Here is a 19524-nt window from a genome sequence, read left to right on the forward strand (position 1 = left end):
CAAGTGCAAAAATAATAAAACGAAAGGGCTAAGGTTATTTACACCTTAGCCCTTTCTATTTAGGCGAGTTTTTTCTCGCTTTAAGCTTGATTGGCTTTGATTTCCCGCAGATAGCGATAAATCGAATGCACTGAAATCCCCAATCGAGTGGCCGCGACTTGGGCACTGTCCTTGAGTTCGAAAATCCCTAACTCATGCAATTGATTGACGATTTCGCGACTCTTTTGTGAAGGTGAAATCGCGGGATTCGCGCGAACCTCATGGTTCACACTGTCGATAGTGCTATGGAGCGCTTCATCGATATTGCGGGCAAACACCTCGGGCGAGCTGGTCAGTTCGCTGCCAAGGAGTTGCTCTGGCATCATAGTGCGCAGTACTGATTGCAGTGGTGCATCCATGTCGCTGTTAATACACAGTAACCCTATGGGTTGATTTTTACTGTTACGGATCACCGTCGTAATTGATCTTAGCGTCTTACCATTGGCACATTTAGTCAGGTAAGAGTTGGAAATATCCTGACCGGTTTTGAGCTTGAGCAAGGCAAGGTTGGTTATTGGAGCTCCGACTTCACGGCCTGTGACATGGCCATTGGCAATTTTGACCACAGACGGATGTTTCGCATCTAGGCTGTGCAATACCACTTCTGTGTGTTGACCATACATGGCAGCGATGCCATCGACGATATTTTCGATGGATTTCAGAATATCCAGATCACTTTGCGTTAAATCTTGCAGTTTCACAATTTCAACCTTTAGTTATTAACCCGCCAATATTCAGCGGGTTAAAATCATCATGCCGACATAATATCGATAATAGTGACATCTGTGGATGACATGCCATTGAGGATCATTTTGCCAATGTTTTTAATGGTTTTCTCTACATCGGTAGCAATAATACCTTGGCCTGAGACATTGTGACTACTGAGCGCCATCAAAAATGAGCGCACGGCCGCACTGGATGAAGTGCTAACCTTCATGGCGCAGGACGCTTTAGCGCCGTCACACACCATGCCAGAGCTGTCGCTGATCACGTTTTGAATCGCGAAACAGGATTGTTCGAACGAGCCACCAGCTAAATACACCATGGCCATAGAAGCTGCTGCGCTGGTGACTGTATTGCCACAAAATGCCGACAGTGGTGGGTAATGGGACTTGATATAAATCGCCCCTAGATGGCTCATAATCAAGGCGCGGGCGAGTTTCTCTTCCGAAACCTTATAGCATTGTGCCGTCAATACCACAGGGATAGTTGCCGCTATGCCTTGATTACCACTACCAAGATTGCTCATGGCGGGCAAGTTCGCCCCGCCCATGCGAGCATCGGATGCTGCAGCAGTTAACATGACGATTTTATTCAGTAAGTCTTCACCGATAATGCCGGCGGCTATGCCGCTTTTCATGGTGCGGCCGACTTCAAGCCCATAGGGATTCGCCATGCCTTCATCGGATAATTTGCCGTTTAGCTCAGAGGCTTCGAGGATGAATTTGATCTCTTCGAAGGGGACTTCTTGGGCGAAGCGATAAATGGACTCGATAGTGATATCCACGCCTTCACAGATGGAACCAGTGGCTTTAGCTTGCGTGCTATCGACACTAAAGACGGATTCGCCGTTGAGGCACTTTTCGGCAATAAGCGTATGGCCACCACAGATTTTTACTAAGGCTTCGCGGTCGCCTTTTTTAGCGATGACACAACAATAGATAAATTCTGCTGTTTCGGTGCGCTCGACCGTCACCTTGCCCGCATCGATAAGGGCCTGTGCTCTGGCGACTTGTTCTGGCGTGATCACGGCCAATACTTCTAAGCCCGCATCAGGATTACCCGCAATGGCGCCTGCTGCAGCGGCAATTGCCAGACCGATTTTGCCAGTGCCAGGTACAAACACGCCCATAGAGTTTTTATAAAGATTGTCAGACACTTGTACTGCTATTGAATCGGGTTCAACACCCAGCAAGGCGCGGGCGACGGCGGCGGCGTAAGCGGCGGCGATGGGCTCTGTGCAGCCTAATGCGGGCTTAACCACTTGTTTAATGATTTGAATATACTGCTGCCATTGGGGTTTCATGAGCTTACAACCTTATGTTAATGCTTAGATTTTAACGTGTGCTATCGCTTCAACTTCTACTTTAACGCCCAGCGGAAGGTCCTTCACTGCAAAACAGCTACGAGCTGGGCAGTCGGTTTTAAAATAGGTTTTATACACTTCGTTAAAGGCGGCAAAGTCACTGATCTCTGCAAGATAACAAGTGGTTTTAAGAATCGTTTCTAAGCTGCCACCACCCGCTTCGAGCACGTATTTGAGATTCTCTAATGATTGAATCGATTGCTCAGTAATTCCACCGTCAACTACGCTGCCTTTCTTTTTACAAACAGGGAGTTGGCCAGAGGTAAAAATGAGGTTGCCATAGGCTGTGCCATGGGAATAAGGGCCAATGGCCGCGGGAGCACGTTCTGCGTGAATAATGGTTTTCATTGTCTCTCCAACTTGCAAATAAAATTGAATGCCTAGGTCGGCGTATGTGCAACATTATTTGTATTTTTATGTTTTATTGCAATTATTTTTTAATGAATTTCATTTGTCACTGCAGTTTGTGCGCTATTTATCTCGTTTTCAGTCAAGTTGTGAGCTTTAACTCTTTGTTCAACAATAGTTGAGTATTTTGATTGCTGAGTTCGTTTTGTTCAAATATATTTGCACAAAATAATACCAACTAGGTAAAGGTGAAATGATGGATGCAACAATTACTGCTGCACAGTGGAAAGCAGATACCCGCTTCGATAGTACGGATTGGGGCTGGATTATCATGAGTATCGGAATGGCGATTGGCGCGGGGATCGTATTCTTGCCTGTGCAGGTCGGTTTGATGGGGTTATGGGTTTTCTTACTGTCTGGCATTATTGGCTATCCTGCCATGTATATGTTCCAACGGTTGTTTATCAATACCTTAGCAGAATCTCCAGAATGTAAGGATTACCCGAGTGTGATTTCGGGTTACTTAGGTAAAAACTGGGGTATGTTGTTGGGTGGTTTGTATTTCATCATGCTGGTCATTTGGGTGTTCGTTTATTCAACGGCCATTACAAACGACAGTGCTTCATTTTTGCAAAGTTTTGGGGTCACTAAAGCGTTATTGTCAGAAAATCCTTTCTATGGTTTAGCCTTGATCTGCGGTCTTGTTGCTTTAGCCTCCCGCGGTGAGAATCTTTTGTTTAAGATCTCTACTTTTATGGTACTGACTAAGTTGGGCGTTGTCGCCGTGCTAGGGTTATTGATGGTGGATAAATGGGATATCAATAATATCGGCGCTATCCCAGCCACGGGAGATTGGTTAAAAGATGCGGTCGTTATGCTGCCCTTTACGCTAACATCGATTCTGTTTATTCAAAGTTTAAGCCCTATGGTGATTTCATACCGTTCGCGGGAAAAATCCCTTGCGGTAGCGCGCTTTAAAGCGATGCGCGCAATGAATATTGCCTTTGGAGTCTTGTTTGTCGTGGTGTTTTTCTATGCAGTGTCATTCACGCTGGCAATGGGTCATGATCAAGCCGTGCGTGCATCGGAAGAAAATATCTCGGCTCTTGCTATGGTTGCCCAAGGTATGCAGGGACAAACACTGAAATTGCTGAGTTTAACCTTGAATATTTTTGCGGTGATGACGGCTTACTTTGGCGTATATCTTGGTTTTAGGGAAGCTTGCCAAGGTTTGACCATGAACATGCTGCGCCGTTATATGCCTGAAGATCGTATCAACAAAAAGCTTGTGGGTTACGGCATTATGATTTTTACCATTCTATTATCTTGGGGCGCGATTGTGTTGAATGCGCCAGTGCTGAGCTTTACGTCGATTTGTAGTCCAATTTTTGGTTTAGTCGGTTGTTTGATCCCCGCTTATTTAGTGTACCAAGTACCTGCATTACATAAGTACAAGGGCGTGTCGCTGTATATCATTATTATCACAGGCTTATTGCTGTGCGTATCCCCCTTCTTAGCGTTTAGTTAACACGGATAAAGTGGTACAAAAAGATAAGCTTTAAGGAATTAAAAACCGGTATTAAGTGTAAACTCAATACCGGTTTTCTATGTTGAGCAATCATTTCGATAATGCTCTATGGTCAAAGTTTGAATTGAGATGTGGCGTTTTTCAGTTCATCGGCAAAATCGACTAATCCCTCAGAAACATTGCGAACCTGCGACAGAATTTGCAATGTCTGTTCAAATGAAGCATTCATATTGACGACGTTATCGACCACTTGAGAAGCAACCGAGGCTTGCTCTTCCGTTGCCGAGGCAATGTGAGTATTCATACTATTGATACTGACAATCTGCTGTTGAATTGATTTCAGTGCACTCCCTGTATTTTGAGCATTGGTTTCATTTTCCGATGACTTCGACATCGCCACATTCATGGTATTGACCGAGGAAATGGCCGCCGTTTTAAGGTTTTGTAACACATGGCGAATTTCAGTGGTTGCATCGGCTGTTTTAGAGGCGAGAGCGCGAACCTCATCAGCGACTACGGCAAAGCCTCGTCCTTGCTCACCCGCGCGGGCGGCTTCGATGGCGGCATTAAGTGCCAACAGGTTGGTTTGCTCGGCAATAGAGGTAATCACATTTAAGATAGAAGTGACATTTTCAGTATCTCTGGCGAGCTCGTTGATTGAGTTAGAAGCCGCCTGAATTCCTGTATTTAATTGCTGTGAAATATCGATTGTGCGCTGAACGACTGTCATACCTTGCATCGCTTCTTTCTCCGCGACCTGTGCTGCACTGGCGGCTTGGCGGGCATTTTGCGAGATTTCGATGACAGAGTGACGCATGTCTTCCATTGAGACTTGTACTGCGCTGGCATCATGGCTTTGCCGCTGGGTGGCATGCGTCGCATCTTCCATGCGCTGTTTGAGTGAGCGCGAGCTATCAAGTAAGGGATCGGTAACATTCACCACCCTTCGAATAGAATCTCCGAGCAAGCGAAGAAATCGATTGAAGTTACTTGATACTTGGCCGAGTTCATCGCTACCAGATACTTTGAGCTGATGACTAAGATCGCCTTTTCCATCGGCCAGCTCACTCAGTGACTGGGCGACATTACGCGCAGATGAGCTGATAGCGCGTGCTATGGCAATAGTGACAATCAACATCACGATCAGCAAAGCGATGCCGATGGAGAGGGTGAGCCACAAACTTTGCGCAGATCTGTCGCCAGCTTCTTTTATCGATTGTTTAAATTCGAGTACTTTGCTTTGTTTGTAATCTTGTATTTCATTAAGTACAGCTTCATAGGCTTGGGATTTTTCTTGGCTGATCTGGCCAATGTTTGCCATATCAATCGTACCCGCCAACATGCCTTTAGCCAGCTTAATCGTCATGTCGTTATAGCGGGTTAATTTAGCGGATAGATTGCTGAGTTTATTGGCTTGTGAGGGATCGACACTATCTAATTGTTGTAGGTTTTTACGTAAAGATTCATACATAGTACCTGCATTTGTTAACAGGTCTTCGTCGGCAAAAGAAACCGATTGAGTGTAAAGTTCATCGAGTCGTTGGATAAAAAACACGTTTTGATTGGCGAGTTCAACTCTTTGGTAAACTTGCTGCTCCATATAATTAAGTGTGGTGCGATTTTTATTTATGGAGATGACACTAATGCTTAAGTTTAAAGCGAAAATGATGACAGCTAAAATAAATATCGCGATAACTTTTTTAAAAATAGAAATATCATTAAAGAAATTCATCCCTTGCCCCCAAGTTGTGCCGAGCTTGAGCTCGGCACTCCAATCTAAAACTCGGCAATAACTTTTACCGAATCATTGGCCTCACTACTATCAATATAGCCAATAATATTGGGGTTCGATGCAACTAATTTTATCATCTCCGCCCCACTAGTGACTTCCTTGGGTGGCGTTCCTTTGCCTGTAAATACTTTTTGTGACCAATATGACTTAAGTTGGCTGGATGACTTGCCCAGCACTTTAGTATCAAAGGTTTCCCTTAAGGGCATAGCACTGTCAAGATTGACCGGCACGGCTTGCGCTCCACCAGGAAAGGTCTTTGTTTTTCCTAGAAAAATATTTTCAATAACCTTTTGGTCGACAGTGTCTGCATTACTGGGATGAACGATGACAACCACACCCGCAAATAGTGGCATTGAGACTAAGCTGAGTAGGATTAAGCAAAGTAACTTATTCATTTCTCTCTCCTAAAATACTAAGTCAATGCCAAGACTGATGGATTTCGAATCCCCTGCGACTTTCATACCTGGGCCACCGTCATCTTTAACGTCATCATACTGAATTTTAAAGGCCGCCGAAGGATGGAAATCCCAACGTATACCTGCAGAACTTGTATGGTGAACTTCACCGCCTTCACCATCATTGAAGTCTGAATAGGAAATGTAAGGCATCACTGAATCGATACGATAGCCGAACGAGAGAAGATAAGTATCTAGATTACTCCCATCGAGATCTAAGCGGTTAAGCTCAGATAAAAAAAGGAAATTCTCATAATCTATATTAACGGATAGGCCATAAAACTTACCCGTACGTTGGTTGCTACCATTCCATTCCTGCTGAATACCACCAATATAACGTTCGTTAGTGTATTGCATATGCGTGAGGCGAATATCTAACCAATCTTTGTTGAATTGAACAACAAGACCGCCTATATCCTTCCATACTTCTCGGGTATTTTCGAGGAAGAAAAAATCAGATAAAAGCTTATTAGGTTCGCTATCTTCGCTACCGTAATAGACTTGTCCAGACATAGTCCAGTCGCCAATTAAATAGTTATATAAGGCGCTGACACCTGTGTAGTTAAATATTTGCCATGTGTAATTATCTGCGGGTGGACGTATCCAAGGATAAGCATATCCAACATCAAAAAAGTCACTGTAATAGTAGAGCGGTAAGCGTTTTTTACCTCCTTGTACTGTCCAATGATCATTGATCTCATAGGACAGATAAGCCCATTCAAAACTTGCCGAAAAGTCATCAGCCCCGCGGGAAACAACCTGTGCAGTGGCAGATAAACCTTCGAGTAAATCCGCTGAGAATTGAATACCAAATAAGGTATCGGGTTTGAAACTAATATCTTCATCATAGGCGCCAACGAGTGGATAATCGGCGAGAAAGGTGGGGCCTAAATCAAACTCTGCAACGCCCGAACCTTCGAGAACTTGACCAGCAACAACTGAGGCAAAACCTGAAATGTTGACTTCTGCATAAGCGGTAGAACTGAGCAAAAGTGAGCAAAGACCTAATGAAAGCTTATGTTTCATAAAAAAGCCCTTTAAGTGAGTATATTCGTTTTTAAGCCTAGAACAGGCACAAACATACGCAAACTTTTATTAAACATTTTTGCAATATGGTGGTCTGGCTCCCATTTTGAAAGATAAGTTTGATATTTTATGAGTAAAAAGCGTTAGGTAATTCGAGCTAACTTAAGTCAAAACTGTAAGTTCAATATTCTAAATTTGGAATGATTACTCAGCCATACCATTAAACTGTTCAGGTGAGACTGTGATCTCCCTGAAAACTGTTTCGAAAATTTGCCAAAGAATATTACTGATTTTGCTAAATGAGAGACTCAAAGCTTGAGTGAAAAGTGGTGAGATAATTATCTTTATTAACAACATTAGTCAAAGCTAAATATGGTTGTTATTTAGCCTTTAGATTATAAAAATAACGTAATTGATACTTTTTTATTAAACTAAAATTTTTTTTACATAAAAATGCTCTAAGTCTATCATTGATTATGCTTGTTAAGTCAACGTCGATATTTATTCCATTTTCATGTGTATGCCAGCGCTGTAGCATATTTTACTGAGTCTTTTTCTCCGATGTCGTGGTTTTATACTGTATGGTTAGCGGCTTGATTGCTGCACAGTGCTGTAGCACCTATAATCTTGCTCTCTTATGTTGAGTTTCTCTTCTTCCTAAATATGATCCAATAAAAGGAATTTCATAATGCAAAGACGCAATTTTTTAAAAAGTGCGGCTATTTTGTCGACTGCGGGTTTTATCACGCCAGTACTAGCATCTTCCTCTAAATCGAGTGTCGTTGAACATGGCTCAAGCGATGGACGCCGCCGTTTTACCTTAATCAATACTTACCATCTTATTGCCCCAGAAGGGTCTGAGGGTGTGGTTAAGTTGTGGATCCCTTTGCCCGAAGACACGCAATTCCAATTGGTGAGTCAGCTGAATTTTACGGGTAGTTTTAAAGACGCCTATATCAGCTCAAACAACAGTTATGGCGCCAAAACCCTGTTTGCGACTTGGCCCGATGCCAAAGCGAACATGACAATAACGGTTGAGCTTGATATTGAAACGATAGATTGGGAACCCGTTAAAAGCGGCGCCTTAACCCATTACCGCACCCCAGAGCAGATACATTATCCTGCAGATGTTGAACGTTATTTGCTGCCGACTAAACACATGCCGATTAATGGTATTGTGAAGCAAACAGCAGATAAGATCGTTGGCAGCGAGACTGAACCACTGAAGCAAGCACGACTGATTTATCTTTGGGTTAGCGCTAATATGTTTCGCGATAATAGCGTGATTGGCTGTGGTACGGGTGATGTAGCAAGTATCCTCGAAAGTGGCAAGTTAGGCGGTAAGTGTACCGATATTAACTCAGTATTTGTGGCGCTAATGCGCGCAGTGGGGATCCCTGCCCGTGAGATGTTTGGGATTCGCTTAGGTCAGGCGATCAAGATGGGCGAATACTCTAAAAAGGCCTTTGGTAGTGCCGATGACAAAGGGGTTGCCGATGTCAGTGGTGGTCAACATTGTCGCGCTATGTTCTATTTAGCGGGTTATGGTTGGTTGCCAGCCGATCCCGCCGATGTGACAAAAATGCGTTTGACGGAGAAAAAAGAACACAGCGATCCCGCAGTTCAGGCCGTGAATGATTACCTCTTTGGTAATTGGGAAATGAACTGGGTTGGCTTTAACTATGGCCGCGACTTTGATTTATTCCCTGAAGCCGAGCAGACACCACTGAATAACTTTGGCTACCCTTATGCCGAAGTTGATGGCGATCCCGTGAACTATTATGAGCCTAAAGTGTTTGCCTATGACTACCAGTCAACCGAACAACGCTAAGGGCATCTTAGCGACTATGGCCGCCGCAGTGGTTGCTGCGGTTGCTTCAAGCCTATGCTGTATTGCACCGCTTATTTATCTGGTGTTCGGGGTGTCGGCCGCAAGTCTATCGGGGATTGAGCAACTTAGCTGGCTGCAAGTACCCATGTTGATACTGTCGTCTGGGCTGATTCTGATGGGATTTTGGCGGCTCTATTTTGCTAAAAAGCCACTGTGTACCGCGACGTTGAGTCGTACTCAGATGCTGTGGCTGTACTGGTTAACTGTACCTGTTGTGCTGGCATTTCAGTCATATCCTTTTGTATTACCTTGGTTATTAGAGGTGCTTGAATGAAGTTAGTGTTATTTCTCGCCTTAAGTCTGTGTTCAGCGTCGAGCTGGGCGGCAAACGTGCTGGTCACCTTAGATGTTAAGGGCATGACTTGTCCGCTGTGTGTCACTGTCGTGAATAAAGCGCTGCGTAAAACCGATGGGGTGATTAAGGCCAAGGCTTCGTTAAAAACGGAGCAAGCCTTAGTGACAGTGCCAGAGGATTTTAATCTAGATAGTTTGCTTAAGGCCGTCGACGAAACTGGGTATAAGGGCAGTATTAATAAGGTAGAAAAACAATCCTAAGCGTTGGTGTCTTTAGTAACGGATTGAGTGACATTATAAAATATCAGTCTAGCTTCAAATGATTAGACTGATATTTCACCGAGAAAATACACTCTGTATCCCACTTGTTACTTCCTTCACTGCCAATTTTTTCCTTTGCGGGTCATTTCTTCGTTAGCTGTAATACACCTCGGACTCGATACGACGTTGCCGCTCTTCATTTTTCTCCGATGATTCTTTAATCAGATCCAATTTTTGCGCTTGCAGTAATTCTAGTTGCTTGGCTTTTTGTTCTTCAGATAGATTTTCATCGGCTGCAACCTTCGCCATTTCTTCATCTATCTTATTAATTTTATCCCTATCGACTCCTGTACGGTTATCTAAAATAGCCTGCATGGCTTTGTCCAACCTGTTGATGCTTTTGTCTGGTTCAGGCGTGCCTGCAATGGCTTGCACATTACCCGTGTAGCCTTGTTTAGCGTTAGGGGCCAGATGGCTATAGGTATCGGCAGTCGTTACCGATGCTGCAGAGGAGAGCGTTACAGAATCTTGGCTTATTGATGAAGTTAGATTCGCCGCCGTCATTGAATTTGCACGAGTTCCTAGGCCATTTGTGCCCGGCTCGACTTGCTTGAGTGGCACATTGGCATAACTTTTCGCAAAGGTATTGGTATAACTATTGGGGTTAATTGTGCTCATATTCGACTCCTTTATATATGAATCTGTCCCTTGGCCACCTGCGGTTTAAAATGTTGAGCGGTTAACTAATGGGTGTTGCTGGACGTTTCAATATTATCTGATGACAACTTTGCAATTTGAATTAGCAAGTTATAGGCCAAGTTAGGTTTATTTGTGGTTGATTTATCAGGAGTCACTGTTAAACGATACTTTTAAAAAATATTTATACAAAAACTTGATCCTTGTACAACTATGGTCCGTAATTAGAAGCATAGTGATACAAGGAGTCGACTTATGTACAAGTTTAACCCGCAGCGAATTCAGATTGGGATCAGTGCTTGCTTATTAGGGGAGAAGGTTCGTTTTGATGGCGGACATAAAAATTCGACCTATTGTAATCAAGAGATTAAGCAATTTTTCGATTATGTGCCCATCTGTCCTGAAATGGCGATTGGCTTAGGTGCACCCCGGAAAAGTATCCGACTAGTCCGTGATGGGGAAACCATCTTAGTTCAGAGTGGTGACGGTAGCTTAGATGTGACCGATAAGCTCAATGAATACAGCGAAAACAAGGTTGAAGAGCTCGATTTCCTTGGCGGATACTTGCTTTGCGCTAAGTCGCCAACCTGCGGCATGGAGCGGGTAACAGAGTATAAAATTGGCACTAACAATGGTTCTAAGTCTGGCATTGGTGTATTTGCTCGCAAGTTGATGGAACGATATCCACTATTGCCCGTGGAAGAAGAAGGCCGCTTGCATGACATGGTGCTGCGGGAGAACTTTTTCACCCGCGTTTATGCCTATCACGATTGGCACCTGATGAAACATGAAGGGCTGACTAAGCATAAGTTAGTGAAGTTTCATTCCCGCTATAAATACCTATTAATGGCACACAGCCCGACATGGTATCGCGAGCTTGGGCCGATAGTGGCCAATATTGAGGATCTTGAGCAAAGCGCGACCCGCTACTTTGAAGGCTTTATGACGGCGCTGAAAATTAATGCGACCCGTAAAAATCATACTAGTACGCTGCAGCATATTCAGGGTTACTTTAAAAAGCATTTGAGCAAAGAGCAAAAGATAGAACTGTCTGAAACGATTATGAAATATCGCCAAGGTCTATTGCCGTTATTAGTACCTATCACGCTCATTAACCATTATTTACGCGAATTTCCAACACCTTATATTGAAGAGCAAGTGTACTTAAACCCTCATCCTGAGGCGTTAAAGCTGCGCTATGCCTATTAACGTTTACCTAATCGCATTCAGTTGATTTTAGCTTTTGATTTAGTGAGTTATTACTGAAATATGAAACAAACTATAGAGAACACGGCCCACACAGAACCCAATGGTGAGATATTACTCCCCATCGGTGAAGTGTCGGCCTTAACGGGCGTGAATGCCGTGACCTTAAGGGCATGGCAGCGCCGTTTTGGCTTGGTGATCCCTGCACGTACACCCAAGGGACACAGATTATATACGAGTGAAAATATCCAAGAAATCCATGAGATTAATGCATGGCTAGCTAAAGGTGTTGCGATCAGTAAGGTTAAACCTTTGCTGATGAGTGCTGCTAAATCTTCGTTTACAGAAATAGTTCAAACTCAAGCCATTGATTTATGGTGCGAGCAAGTCACTGCGCTTAATACGGCATTATTCGACTTCAATCAGCACAAATTACAGCAGATTTTAGATGATGCATTTGGCTTATATCCTTTCCAATTGGTGAAAGAAAAGTTGCTACAACCTTGGCTTAATCAACTCGAGGACTTAGTGAATGAGCGGCTCGATGCCGAGTTGATTATTGCTTGGTTAAAGAGCGAGTTACTTAACCGAGTGGGTGGACGTCATGCCTTTAATGGACAGGCCGTGACGGCGAGAATCGCTGTGGTGAGTCTATCCCGTGGGGTACATACCTCGCTTAATTCCACCCGCACTAACATTTTGTTTTCTCTACTTCTATCGCTCGAGTTAGCGTCGTTGCGGGTATCGGTTATTGATCTTGGCGAGCAAGCCATGGGCAGTTTACCTTTGCTGCGAGGCAGGCTTAACGTCGATGCACTTTTGCTTATTCCCGACTCAAATCATTCTGGTTCTGAACAGACTGAAATGCTGACTGTATTGGAGCAAATGACTTTCCCATGCTGGTTTATGGGTCCTTTTGCGCCAACGTTAAGCTTTTTATCTGCTTTTTTGGCGTCTTCGACGACGGACTTGATTGGGAAAATACCATCTCGTTTAGCGGGGAAGGTGAATAGAAGTCGTAAGCACAGTGGAAAGATGAATACCGTGAATCAAAGCGAGCAGATAAATAGCGAGAAAAACAATGATATTAGCTAACGATTCAATGCCAATAGATTCAATTCCAATAAAAGTGCAGGGCAATAATGCGCTGATGTGGTTTCGCCAAGATTTACGCCTTGCCGATAATCAGGCATTAACCGCCGCTTGCGATTGGGCGCGGGAGAATGGCGTGGCACTTAAGGCCATTTACATTGCTACGCCAGCTCAGTGGCAGCGCCATGACGTTGCGCCCATTCAGTTGGATTTTATCGAACGTCATATCAATCTACTTGCCCAAGGGCTGGCGAGTCTTGGTATTGGATTCGAGTTAATTCAGTTAGATACCTTTGCTGATGTACCTGAGTTTATCGGTCACTATTGCCAGCAACAGGGGATTGGTCGAGTGTTTGCTGGTCGCGAGCCTGAGATTAACGAGCAACAGCGCGACCAAGCCTGTATTCAATCGGGGATTCCTCTGGTGTTAACCGATGAGCATTGTTTGCTTAAGCCGGGCACTGTGCTGAATTTGTCCGGCGACATGTACAAGGTTTTCACTCCTTTTAGCCGTAAGTGGCGAGAAATTGCCGCCCGCCATGCCATTTTGCCGCTTCCTGTTCCGGCGCCACTTGGACCTGTGTTGGCCGAGCCAAAGCCGCTTTTGTTTAACAATGTCACTAAAGTGTCGAGTGAACTTTGGGCTGCGGGAGAAGGGCAGGCAAAGCGTTTGCTCTCGGCATTTATTCAGCAGAAAGTGCAGGATTATAAGCAAGATAGGGATTTCCCCGCCATTGATGGTACTAGCTCAATTTCACCTTATCTTGCCATTGGTGTGGTGAGCCCAAGACAATGCGTTGCCGCGCTACTGCATCAATTCCCTGAGGTGATTGTCGACGACACTAGCCCTGCTCGTACTTGGTTAAATGAGCTTACTTGGCGTGAGTTTTACCGTCATTTGCTGGTGGCATTTCCCGATTTATCTAAGAATCACAATTTCAATCGTCAAGCCGACCATGTGCAGTGGCGTAATAACCCGCAGGAGTTTGCTGCTTGGTGTGAAGGTCGTACTGGCTATCCGATTGTGGATGCGGCTATGCGCCAACTCAATCAAACGGGTTGGATGCACAATCGGCTGCGTATGGTGGTGGCGAGTTTCCTGACTAAACATCTGCTGATTGACTGGCGCTGGGGCGAGCGCTATTTCCGCCAAAAACTGATTGATGGTGACTTAGCCGCGAATAATGGCGGCTGGCAGTGGTCTGCGGGTTGTGGCTGCGATGCTCAGCCTTATTTCCGTATTTTTAATCCTATAAGCCAGAGTGAAAAGTTTGATCCAGATGGCAGCTTTATCCGTAAGTATTTACCAGAGCTCGCATCTTGGGGAATTAAGCAATTACATCAACCCAGTACAGCGCAGACACCGTCCTTGTTTGAACCGCCGTTATTCAACACTAAAACGGCTTATCCAAGTGCGATTGTCGAGCACAGTGCAGCAAGAGCAAGGGCATTAACCGTATTAGGCGTATTGAAAAAGGCCACGGCCCAATAAATAGGATCAGGAGCAATAACAAGATGATAAACCAAGCGACGACTGAGACTAATACGCTTGTTGATGATTTTATTCAGCTTTATCAAGCTTTGAATAAAGATAACTTGCATCTGTTAGGTCGGGTTTACGACGACAGTATTAGTTTTACCGATCCTATGCATCAAATCACAGGGCTAGCGTCGTTAACTCAGTACTTCGCGAAGTTATATAAGAATGTTAAGCATATTCAGTTTGAGATCAAAGAAGTGCAGCAGGATGCGAACCAAGCCGCGCTGTTTTGGCAGATGGAATATAGCCACCCTAAGTTGAATAAAGGCGGACTTATCCGTGTTGATGGCATGAGCCAACTTAAATTCAACGACAAGATTTATTTTCACAGGGATTACTTCGACTTAGGGCAAATGTTGTATGAGCATTTGCCTTGTATGGGCGGCCTTATCCGCTTACTCAAAGACAGGGCGGCAAAGTAATGGACGCTGTTAAGCCGATGAAAATAAATACAGTGCTGATTACAGGTGCAAGCTCAGGCATTGGATTGCAACTGGCGCAAGACTATTTAGCTTTAGGTTGGCACGTCATTGCCTGTGGCCGCTCGCTGCAAAGGTTAGAGGCGTTAGCCTTGAATGAACTAGTCGGTGCTACGTTGTTAATTTTTGATATATCCCAGCGCGACCAAGTTCAACAAGCTGGCCAAAATGTAGCTGAGCTATTGGCGAAAACAGATTCTCAGCTCGATTTGGTCATTTTGAATGCGGGCAGTTGTGAATATATTGATGATGCTAAGGCTTTCGATGATGTGTTGTTCGAGCGCGTTATCCATACCAATCTAATTGCAATGGGATATTGCCTCGGGGCATTTTTACCTTTAATGCCTAGGGGGTCACGTATTGGCTTAATGAGTTCCAGCGCTATTTATTTACCTTTCCCTCGCGCTGAAGCTTACGGCGCCTCTAAAGCCGGCGTGCAGTATTTAGCCTCGAGTCTTGTGCTCGATCTTGCCAAGAACGACATAGGCGTGAGCTTGATTTGCCCTGGTTTTGTGGCGACACCACTGACCGCAAAAAATGATTTTTCTATGCCAATGCAAGTGAGTGTACAAACCGCTTCTAAGGCGATACGTAATGGGCTGAAAGGTGGCAAGCGCGAGATCCATTTTCCGCGACGCTTTACTTATCTATTGAAGTTGATGTCGTTTTTACCTGCCTTTGTGTGGCAAAAAATGATTGCAAACGATACTCAAGCCAAGCCGCTAAAGGACAAGAGTTTATGAAAAATATCGCCATCGTCGGCACCGGCATTTCTGGATTAACCTGTGGCCATCTATTAAGTGAGTCGCACAGGGTTACAGTGTTTGAGGCCAATGACTATATCGGCGGCCACACGGCGACAGTCGATGTGGAGCATCAAGGGCAAACCTACGCTATAGACACAGGTTTCATCGTGTTTAATGACAGAACGTATCCACGATTTGAACGTTTATTGGCTCGCCTTAATGTCACCATATTACCGACTGAGATGAGTTTTAGCGTGCACAATGCTCTGACTGGGCTTGAATACAACGGCCACAATTTAGGCAGTTTGTTTGCCCAAAAGCGTAACCTCCTGAATCCACGCTTTTGGGCCTTTTTAAAAGAAATTTTGCGCTTCAATAAAGGCTGTAAAGCACTCTATCAACAGGATATTTATCCCGAAGGTAACTTAGGTGATTATTTAGACAGTGAACACTTCTCACCATTTTTCGCTGAGCATTACATTTTGCCCATGGGCGCGGCGATTTGGTCTTCGAGCATAGAAGATATGCGCGCGTTTTCGTTGAAGTTTTTTATTCGTTTTTTCCAGCACCATGGCTTACTAAATGTCAGTGATAGACCCCAGTGGTATGTGCTAAAGGGTGGCTCGCGTAGTTATATTCCTGATCTTATTGCGCCCTTTAAAGACAATATCCGCCTTAACTCACCCGTGACAGGTATTGAGCGCCATGGCAATGGGGTGAAGTTACAAGTCCACGGTGAATGGTTGGAATTTGATGAGGTGATTTTAGCCTGTCATAGCGACCAAGCACTGCGGATGTTAAACGATCCCACGCCAACAGAACGCGCCATTTTAGGCGATCTCAGCTACCAGAATAACGATGTGGTGCTGCACATGGATACGCGTATTTTACCGAAGCGAAAAGCCGCTTGGGCGAGTTGGAACTATCGATTAGATGGTAACCTAAAACGTCCAGCGTCAGTGACTTACAACATGAACATACTGCAACAGTTGCCAGCCAATGCGCCGACCTTTTGTGTCACCTTGAATCAGTCAGAGTTGATTGATGAGTCGAAAGTGATACGCCGCTTCAATTATGCCCACCCAGTGTTTAACGAAGCCAGTCTTAAGGCTCAGGGCCGCCGTGAGGAAATATCCGGGCAAAATCATACCCATTTTGCTGGCGCCTATTGGCACAATGGTTTCCATGAAGATGGCGTTCGCAGTGCACTTGATGTGTGTGCCCATTTTGGTGTCAGCCTATGACAGGTTTAAATGTGACAGGTCTAAATATGACAGAGCTCAATAGCGGTATTTATTACGGCACTGTATCCCACAGCCGTTTTACGCCGATTAAACATAGCTTTAGTTATGCCATGGCGCTGTTGGCGATTGATTTAGATGAAGTCGATAAGATCAGTGCCATGGGGCGAGTTTTTGCCAGCCAGCGCCACGCTTTACTGAGATTCAATCCTAAAGACTATTTAACTTCTTTTACGACTACATCCAATGACAGCGGTGAAGTGGCTGTTGTCGATCCGAGCGCAGCTGCACTCAAGAGTCGCGTATTGACTCAAGTGGCAGCGTTAGGCGCAGATAAACTGTGCGATCGAGTTTTGTTTGTGGGTCAGATCCGTCATTTTGGCGTGTATTTTAGCCCAGTAAATTTCTACTTTTGTTATCAAGATCAAACGCCTTTATACATGTTGGCCGAGGTGAGTAACACGCCTTGGGATCAGCGCCATTGCTATTTAGTCGATTTAGCCGCGCCCAAACCTTCTGACAAAGTGTTTCACGTGTCTCCCTTTATGACTCTCGATATGCGTTATCTCTGGCATGTGTCTGCGCCGAGTGAAGACTTAAACATTGGTATTGAAAACAAGTCGATGCAAGAGAATGGCAAAAAACTGTTTAATGCCAATTTAGTGATGAAACGCCAACCGATCACGGCGGCCAATTTACGGACGCTTTTGTTTCGCTTCCCTTTTATGACTCTCAAGATCTTCTTCGGGATTTATTGGCAAGCGCTAAAACTCTTTTTTAAACGTGTGCCCTTTGTGCCGCATCCAGCTCAGATGGAGAAATAACATGGAAAATACGGCTTCGCAAACCTCAGTCACCACAGGGAAACTGCCCGACAGTATTGCGCGTAAAGTCTTGCTTAAGGCGCTGGAAAGTCTCCCACATGGCTGCTTGACCTTGGTTGAGGGCGACAAGAGTTATCGTTTTGGTGAGAGTCATACCGATTTACACGCCACGCTTGTGGTTAAACACCCGAGTTTTTATCGTCAAATCATGCTTTCAGGCTCCATTGGCGCGGGTGAAGGTTATATTCAAGGCCATTGGACGAGCCCAGATCTCACCAAAGTCGTACAACTGTTTGCCCGTAATTTAGCCTTACTCGATAAGATTGAAGCCAAATTCTCTTGGTTAACTGGCACGATAAACCGTGTGAAGCATGTGCTGAATCGCAATTCTCAAGAGGGCTCAAAGCGGAATATTCTCGCCCACTATGATTTGGGTAATGCTATGTATGAGCAATTCCTCGACCGTGAAATGTTGTATTCGAGCGCGCTTTATCCCCATGAGGAAGCCAGTTTGCAGGAAGCGCAGTTGTTTAAGCTGATGACTATTTGTGAGCGGCTTGATTTACAGCCAGGTCAAACCTTGCTTGAGATTGGTACAGGCTGGGGCGCGCTGGCTATTTATGCGGCTAAGCATTATGGCGTACACGTGACAACAACAACGATTTCAGATGCGCAATATGCCTATACCAAAGCCCGTGTCGAACGCGAAGGGCTAAGCGATAAAGTGATGCTGTTGACAGAGGACTATCGAAATCTCACTGGAGAATACGACAGGGTTGTTTCTATCGAGATGATTGAAGCTGTGGGGCATGAGTATTTACCAGGCTTCTTTAAAAAGCTGGAAACATTGTTAAAACCCAATGGGCGCATGCTGCTACAGGCGATAACGATTGCGGATCAACGTTACGACAGTTATCGCAAAAGTGTGGATTTTATTCAGCGTTATATTTTCCCCGGTGGCTGCTTACCCTCAGTGAGCCAAATGGTCGGTCACATTGCCAAACAGACGGACATGGTGGTCTGGTCGCTCAATGATATGGGGCTCGATTACGCTAAAACCTTAAAACATTGGCATGAGAATTTTGATCATGCGATAGGCGAAATCCAAGCTTTAGGTTATGGCGATGATTTTATTCGGATGTGGAAATTTTACCTAAGTTATTGTGAAGGTGGATTTTTAGAACGTACCACAAGCACAGTGCATTTAGTGGCTGTGCGTCCGGACTATCGCATTGCTAGCCATCATCTCCCAAGCCATAGCCCTAATGCGATGTAATCTGTTTTGATTAAGCAGTCACTTTAGTGGAAATAACCATTTTCGTTGGAATGAGCCGCTTTGTTTGCAGCAAGATGAAAGTGAGGCAAAGATGAAGTCCATGTTAGCTAACTCTCGGGTTCCTTTTAAACATCAGGGCTTTATTCTCTATAACGCCTTGAGTTTTCAGGCTGTGTGGTGGTCTAGCGTACTTTGGCTTAACACCTCACTGTTGTTAACTATCCCTTTGTTATTATTTCACTTTATCCTGCTAGCTTCCTTAAGTAAGCCCGAGTATCGCAAAGTGGATTTGCTATTGATGCTAAAGGTTGCAGCCTTAGGAATAGGCGTCGATACCGTACTCTCTGTTTTAGGGGTGTTTGAGTTTGCTCTTTTCCCTTGGTGGCTTGGTTGCCTGTGGCTGCATTTTGCTTTGACTCTGAATCATAGTTTGGCCTTTATGCGACCTTTACCGCTGATATTTCAGGCGTTACTCGGGGGCATATTTGGTGGGTTAAGCTATTTGGCTGGCGCACAATTTAATGCCGTGAGTTTGCCCTATGGCAATGTTATTTCTGCTGTGGTGTTATTTTTGGTTTGGCTAGTCTTGCTGCCATTTTTAATCCAACTTGCTAATCCCTATGGATTTAATCGAAGCACTAAAGCGCGTTCTTTTACTGTGTTTGGGCGTTAATTATTGAGTTGTAGGAATTGATCGCGGTTAA

At 44.6% G+C, this 19524-nt stretch carries 20 protein-coding genes; 13 read left to right on the forward strand and 7 right to left on the reverse strand.

Annotated elements, in window-relative coordinates; translation table 11 throughout:
* Positions 1-80: 80 nt before the first annotated feature.
* From L5M40_RS16515 to L5M40_RS16525, 3 genes are read right to left on the reverse strand one after another with little or no spacing between them, the layout of a single operon-like run.
* Positions 81-740 carry a transcriptional regulator gene (locus tag L5M40_RS16515; RefSeq protein WP_113939392.1) on the reverse strand — a complete coding sequence of 220 codons (660 nt, stop codon included), beginning with the start codon at positions 738-740 and terminating at the stop codon, positions 81-83.
* A 50-nt stretch (positions 741-790) separates the two neighbouring features.
* Positions 791-2065 carry a serine dehydratase subunit alpha family protein gene (locus L5M40_RS16520; protein WP_219251277.1) on the reverse strand — a complete coding sequence of 425 codons (1275 nt, stop codon included), beginning with the start codon at positions 2063-2065 and terminating at the stop codon, positions 791-793.
* Positions 2066-2089: 24 nt separating this feature from the next.
* On the reverse strand, positions 2090-2473 hold the full coding sequence (locus tag L5M40_RS16525; protein ID WP_173243577.1) for a RidA family protein: 384 nt from the start codon (positions 2471-2473) through the stop codon (positions 2090-2092).
* Positions 2474-2729: 256 nt separating this feature from the next.
* Between L5M40_RS16525 and L5M40_RS16530 the strand changes: the two genes are divergently transcribed.
* Positions 2730-4001: an amino acid permease gene (locus L5M40_RS16530; protein WP_028761316.1), complete on the forward strand. Its 1272-nt coding sequence runs from the start codon at positions 2730-2732 to the stop codon at positions 3999-4001.
* Positions 4002-4113: 112 nt separating this feature from the next.
* Here L5M40_RS16530 and L5M40_RS16535 read toward each other — a convergent pair whose 3' ends face one another.
* Genes L5M40_RS16535 through L5M40_RS16545 form a run of 3 tightly spaced genes read right to left on the reverse strand, consistent with a single transcriptional unit; the run spans position 4114 to position 7274 of the window.
* Positions 4114-5733, reverse strand: coding sequence for a methyl-accepting chemotaxis protein (locus L5M40_RS16535; RefSeq protein WP_168823013.1), 1620 nt, complete (start codon positions 5731-5733; stop codon positions 4114-4116).
* Positions 5734-5777: 44 nt separating this feature from the next.
* Entirely contained in the window at positions 5778-6188 is a 411-nt protein-coding gene (locus L5M40_RS16540; protein WP_105251847.1) for a phosphate ABC transporter substrate-binding protein, read from the reverse strand.
* A 9-nt stretch (positions 6189-6197) separates the two neighbouring features.
* Complete coding sequence (locus tag L5M40_RS16545) at positions 6198-7274, reverse strand: porin (protein WP_263177039.1); 1077 nt, start codon at positions 7272-7274, stop codon at positions 6198-6200.
* Between the two features lie 688 nt (positions 7275-7962).
* Between L5M40_RS16545 and L5M40_RS16550 the strand changes: the two genes are divergently transcribed.
* From L5M40_RS16550 to L5M40_RS16560, 3 genes are read left to right on the forward strand one after another with little or no spacing between them, the layout of a single operon-like run.
* The gene (locus L5M40_RS16550) at positions 7963-9105 is read left to right on the forward strand and encodes a transglutaminase-like domain-containing protein (RefSeq protein ID WP_263142407.1); all 1143 of its coding nucleotides are present in this window, start codon (positions 7963-7965) and stop codon (positions 9103-9105) included.
* Positions 9106-9121: 16 nt separating this feature from the next.
* Positions 9122-9439, forward strand: coding sequence for a hypothetical protein (locus tag L5M40_RS16555; RefSeq protein WP_309247085.1), 318 nt, complete (start codon positions 9122-9124; stop codon positions 9437-9439).
* The gene (locus L5M40_RS16560) at positions 9436-9720 is read left to right on the forward strand and encodes a heavy-metal-associated domain-containing protein (RefSeq protein ID WP_028761311.1); all 285 of its coding nucleotides are present in this window, start codon (positions 9436-9438) and stop codon (positions 9718-9720) included. Before L5M40_RS16555 ends, L5M40_RS16560 begins: the two co-directional genes overlap by 4 nt.
* A 153-nt stretch (positions 9721-9873) precedes the next feature.
* Here the strand turns inward: L5M40_RS16560 and L5M40_RS16565 are convergent, their stop codons facing one another.
* A complete protein-coding gene (locus L5M40_RS16565) occupies positions 9874-10398 on the reverse strand; it encodes a hypothetical protein (protein WP_168823022.1) in 525 nt (174 codons plus the stop codon).
* A 273-nt stretch (positions 10399-10671) separates the two neighbouring features.
* On the opposite strand from L5M40_RS16565, the gene L5M40_RS16570 reads away from it, so the two are divergent.
* The 9 genes from L5M40_RS16570 to L5M40_RS16610 all read left to right on the forward strand — a co-directional run bounded on the left by L5M40_RS16570 (position 10672) and on the right by L5M40_RS16610 (position 19493).
* On the forward strand, positions 10672-11625 hold the full coding sequence (locus L5M40_RS16570; protein ID WP_173243591.1) for a YbgA family protein: 954 nt from the start codon (positions 10672-10674) through the stop codon (positions 11623-11625).
* Positions 11626-11685: 60 nt separating this feature from the next.
* On the forward strand, positions 11686-12717 hold the full coding sequence (locus tag L5M40_RS16575; protein WP_263177040.1) for a MerR family transcriptional regulator: 1032 nt from the start codon (positions 11686-11688) through the stop codon (positions 12715-12717).
* Positions 12704-14206, forward strand: a complete 1503-nt coding sequence (phrB, locus tag L5M40_RS16580; RefSeq protein WP_263177041.1) for a deoxyribodipyrimidine photo-lyase — start codon at positions 12704-12706, stop codon at positions 14204-14206. The genes L5M40_RS16575 and phrB overlap by 14 nt, the downstream gene beginning before the upstream one ends.
* A gap of 23 nt (positions 14207-14229) precedes the next feature.
* The gene (locus L5M40_RS16585; protein ID WP_219251282.1) at positions 14230-14676 is read left to right on the forward strand and encodes a nuclear transport factor 2 family protein; all 447 of its coding nucleotides are present in this window, start codon (positions 14230-14232) and stop codon (positions 14674-14676) included.
* Positions 14676-15476 carry an SDR family NAD(P)-dependent oxidoreductase gene (locus L5M40_RS16590; protein WP_263177042.1) on the forward strand — a complete coding sequence of 267 codons (801 nt, stop codon included), beginning with the start codon at positions 14676-14678 and terminating at the stop codon, positions 15474-15476. The genes L5M40_RS16585 and L5M40_RS16590 overlap by 1 nt, the downstream gene beginning before the upstream one ends.
* On the forward strand, positions 15473-16723 hold the full coding sequence (locus L5M40_RS16595) for an NAD(P)/FAD-dependent oxidoreductase (RefSeq protein WP_113939406.1): 1251 nt from the start codon (positions 15473-15475) through the stop codon (positions 16721-16723). Before L5M40_RS16590 ends, L5M40_RS16595 begins: the two co-directional genes overlap by 4 nt.
* Positions 16720-17544 carry a DUF1365 domain-containing protein gene (locus L5M40_RS16600; protein ID WP_173497573.1) on the forward strand — a complete coding sequence of 275 codons (825 nt, stop codon included), beginning with the start codon at positions 16720-16722 and terminating at the stop codon, positions 17542-17544. Before L5M40_RS16595 ends, L5M40_RS16600 begins: the two co-directional genes overlap by 4 nt.
* A gap of 1 nt (position 17545) precedes the next feature.
* Positions 17546-18820 carry an SAM-dependent methyltransferase gene (locus L5M40_RS16605; RefSeq protein ID WP_263177043.1) on the forward strand — a complete coding sequence of 425 codons (1275 nt, stop codon included), beginning with the start codon at positions 17546-17548 and terminating at the stop codon, positions 18818-18820.
* Positions 18821-18911: 91 nt separating this feature from the next.
* Complete coding sequence (locus L5M40_RS16610; RefSeq protein ID WP_173243616.1) at positions 18912-19493, forward strand: DUF2878 domain-containing protein; 582 nt, start codon at positions 18912-18914, stop codon at positions 19491-19493.
* Positions 19494-19524 lie beyond the last annotated feature (31 nt).

Origin of the sequence: Shewanella sp. SM68 (assembly GCF_025653925.1) — a bacterium.
Lineage (GTDB): Bacteria > Pseudomonadota > Gammaproteobacteria > Enterobacterales > Shewanellaceae > Shewanella > Shewanella oncorhynchi.

What these genes read in the sequence shown, in the direction of transcription:
- L5M40_RS16520 (WP_219251277.1), bottom strand. Translation starts at nt 2,065, where the DNA reads ATGAAACCCCAATGGCAGCAGTATATTCAAATCATTAAACAAGTGGTT.
- L5M40_RS16525 (WP_173243577.1), bottom strand. Translation starts at nt 2,473, where the DNA reads ATGAAAACCATTATTCACGCAGAACGTGCTCCCGCGGCCATTGGCCCT.
- L5M40_RS16530 (WP_028761316.1), top strand. Translation starts at nt 2,730, where the DNA reads ATGGATGCAACAATTACTGCTGCACAGTGGAAAGCAGATACCCGCTTC.
- L5M40_RS16535 (WP_168823013.1), bottom strand. Translation starts at nt 5,733, where the DNA reads ATGAATTTCTTTAATGATATTTCTATTTTTAAAAAAGTTATCGCGATA.
- L5M40_RS16540 (WP_105251847.1), bottom strand. Translation starts at nt 6,188, where the DNA reads ATGAATAAGTTACTTTGCTTAATCCTACTCAGCTTAGTCTCAATGCCA.
- L5M40_RS16545 (WP_263177039.1), bottom strand. Translation starts at nt 7,274, where the DNA reads ATGAAACATAAGCTTTCATTAGGTCTTTGCTCACTTTTGCTCAGTTCT.
- L5M40_RS16550 (WP_263142407.1), top strand. Translation starts at nt 7,963, where the DNA reads ATGCAAAGACGCAATTTTTTAAAAAGTGCGGCTATTTTGTCGACTGCG.
- L5M40_RS16555 (WP_309247085.1), top strand. Translation starts at nt 9,122, where the DNA reads ATGGCCGCCGCAGTGGTTGCTGCGGTTGCTTCAAGCCTATGCTGTATT.
- L5M40_RS16560 (WP_028761311.1), top strand. Translation starts at nt 9,436, where the DNA reads ATGAAGTTAGTGTTATTTCTCGCCTTAAGTCTGTGTTCAGCGTCGAGC.
- L5M40_RS16565 (WP_168823022.1), bottom strand. Translation starts at nt 10,398, where the DNA reads ATGAGCACAATTAACCCCAATAGTTATACCAATACCTTTGCGAAAAGT.
- L5M40_RS16570 (WP_173243591.1), top strand. Translation starts at nt 10,672, where the DNA reads ATGTACAAGTTTAACCCGCAGCGAATTCAGATTGGGATCAGTGCTTGC.
- L5M40_RS16575 (WP_263177040.1), top strand. Translation starts at nt 11,686, where the DNA reads ATGAAACAAACTATAGAGAACACGGCCCACACAGAACCCAATGGTGAG.
- phrB (WP_263177041.1), top strand. Translation starts at nt 12,704, where the DNA reads ATGATATTAGCTAACGATTCAATGCCAATAGATTCAATTCCAATAAAA.
- L5M40_RS16585 (WP_219251282.1), top strand. Translation starts at nt 14,230, where the DNA reads ATGATAAACCAAGCGACGACTGAGACTAATACGCTTGTTGATGATTTT.
- L5M40_RS16590 (WP_263177042.1), top strand. Translation starts at nt 14,676, where the DNA reads ATGGACGCTGTTAAGCCGATGAAAATAAATACAGTGCTGATTACAGGT.
- L5M40_RS16595 (WP_113939406.1), top strand. Translation starts at nt 15,473, where the DNA reads ATGAAAAATATCGCCATCGTCGGCACCGGCATTTCTGGATTAACCTGT.
- L5M40_RS16600 (WP_173497573.1), top strand. Translation starts at nt 16,720, where the DNA reads ATGACAGGTTTAAATGTGACAGGTCTAAATATGACAGAGCTCAATAGC.
- L5M40_RS16605 (WP_263177043.1), top strand. Translation starts at nt 17,546, where the DNA reads ATGGAAAATACGGCTTCGCAAACCTCAGTCACCACAGGGAAACTGCCC.
- L5M40_RS16610 (WP_173243616.1), top strand. Translation starts at nt 18,912, where the DNA reads ATGAAGTCCATGTTAGCTAACTCTCGGGTTCCTTTTAAACATCAGGGC.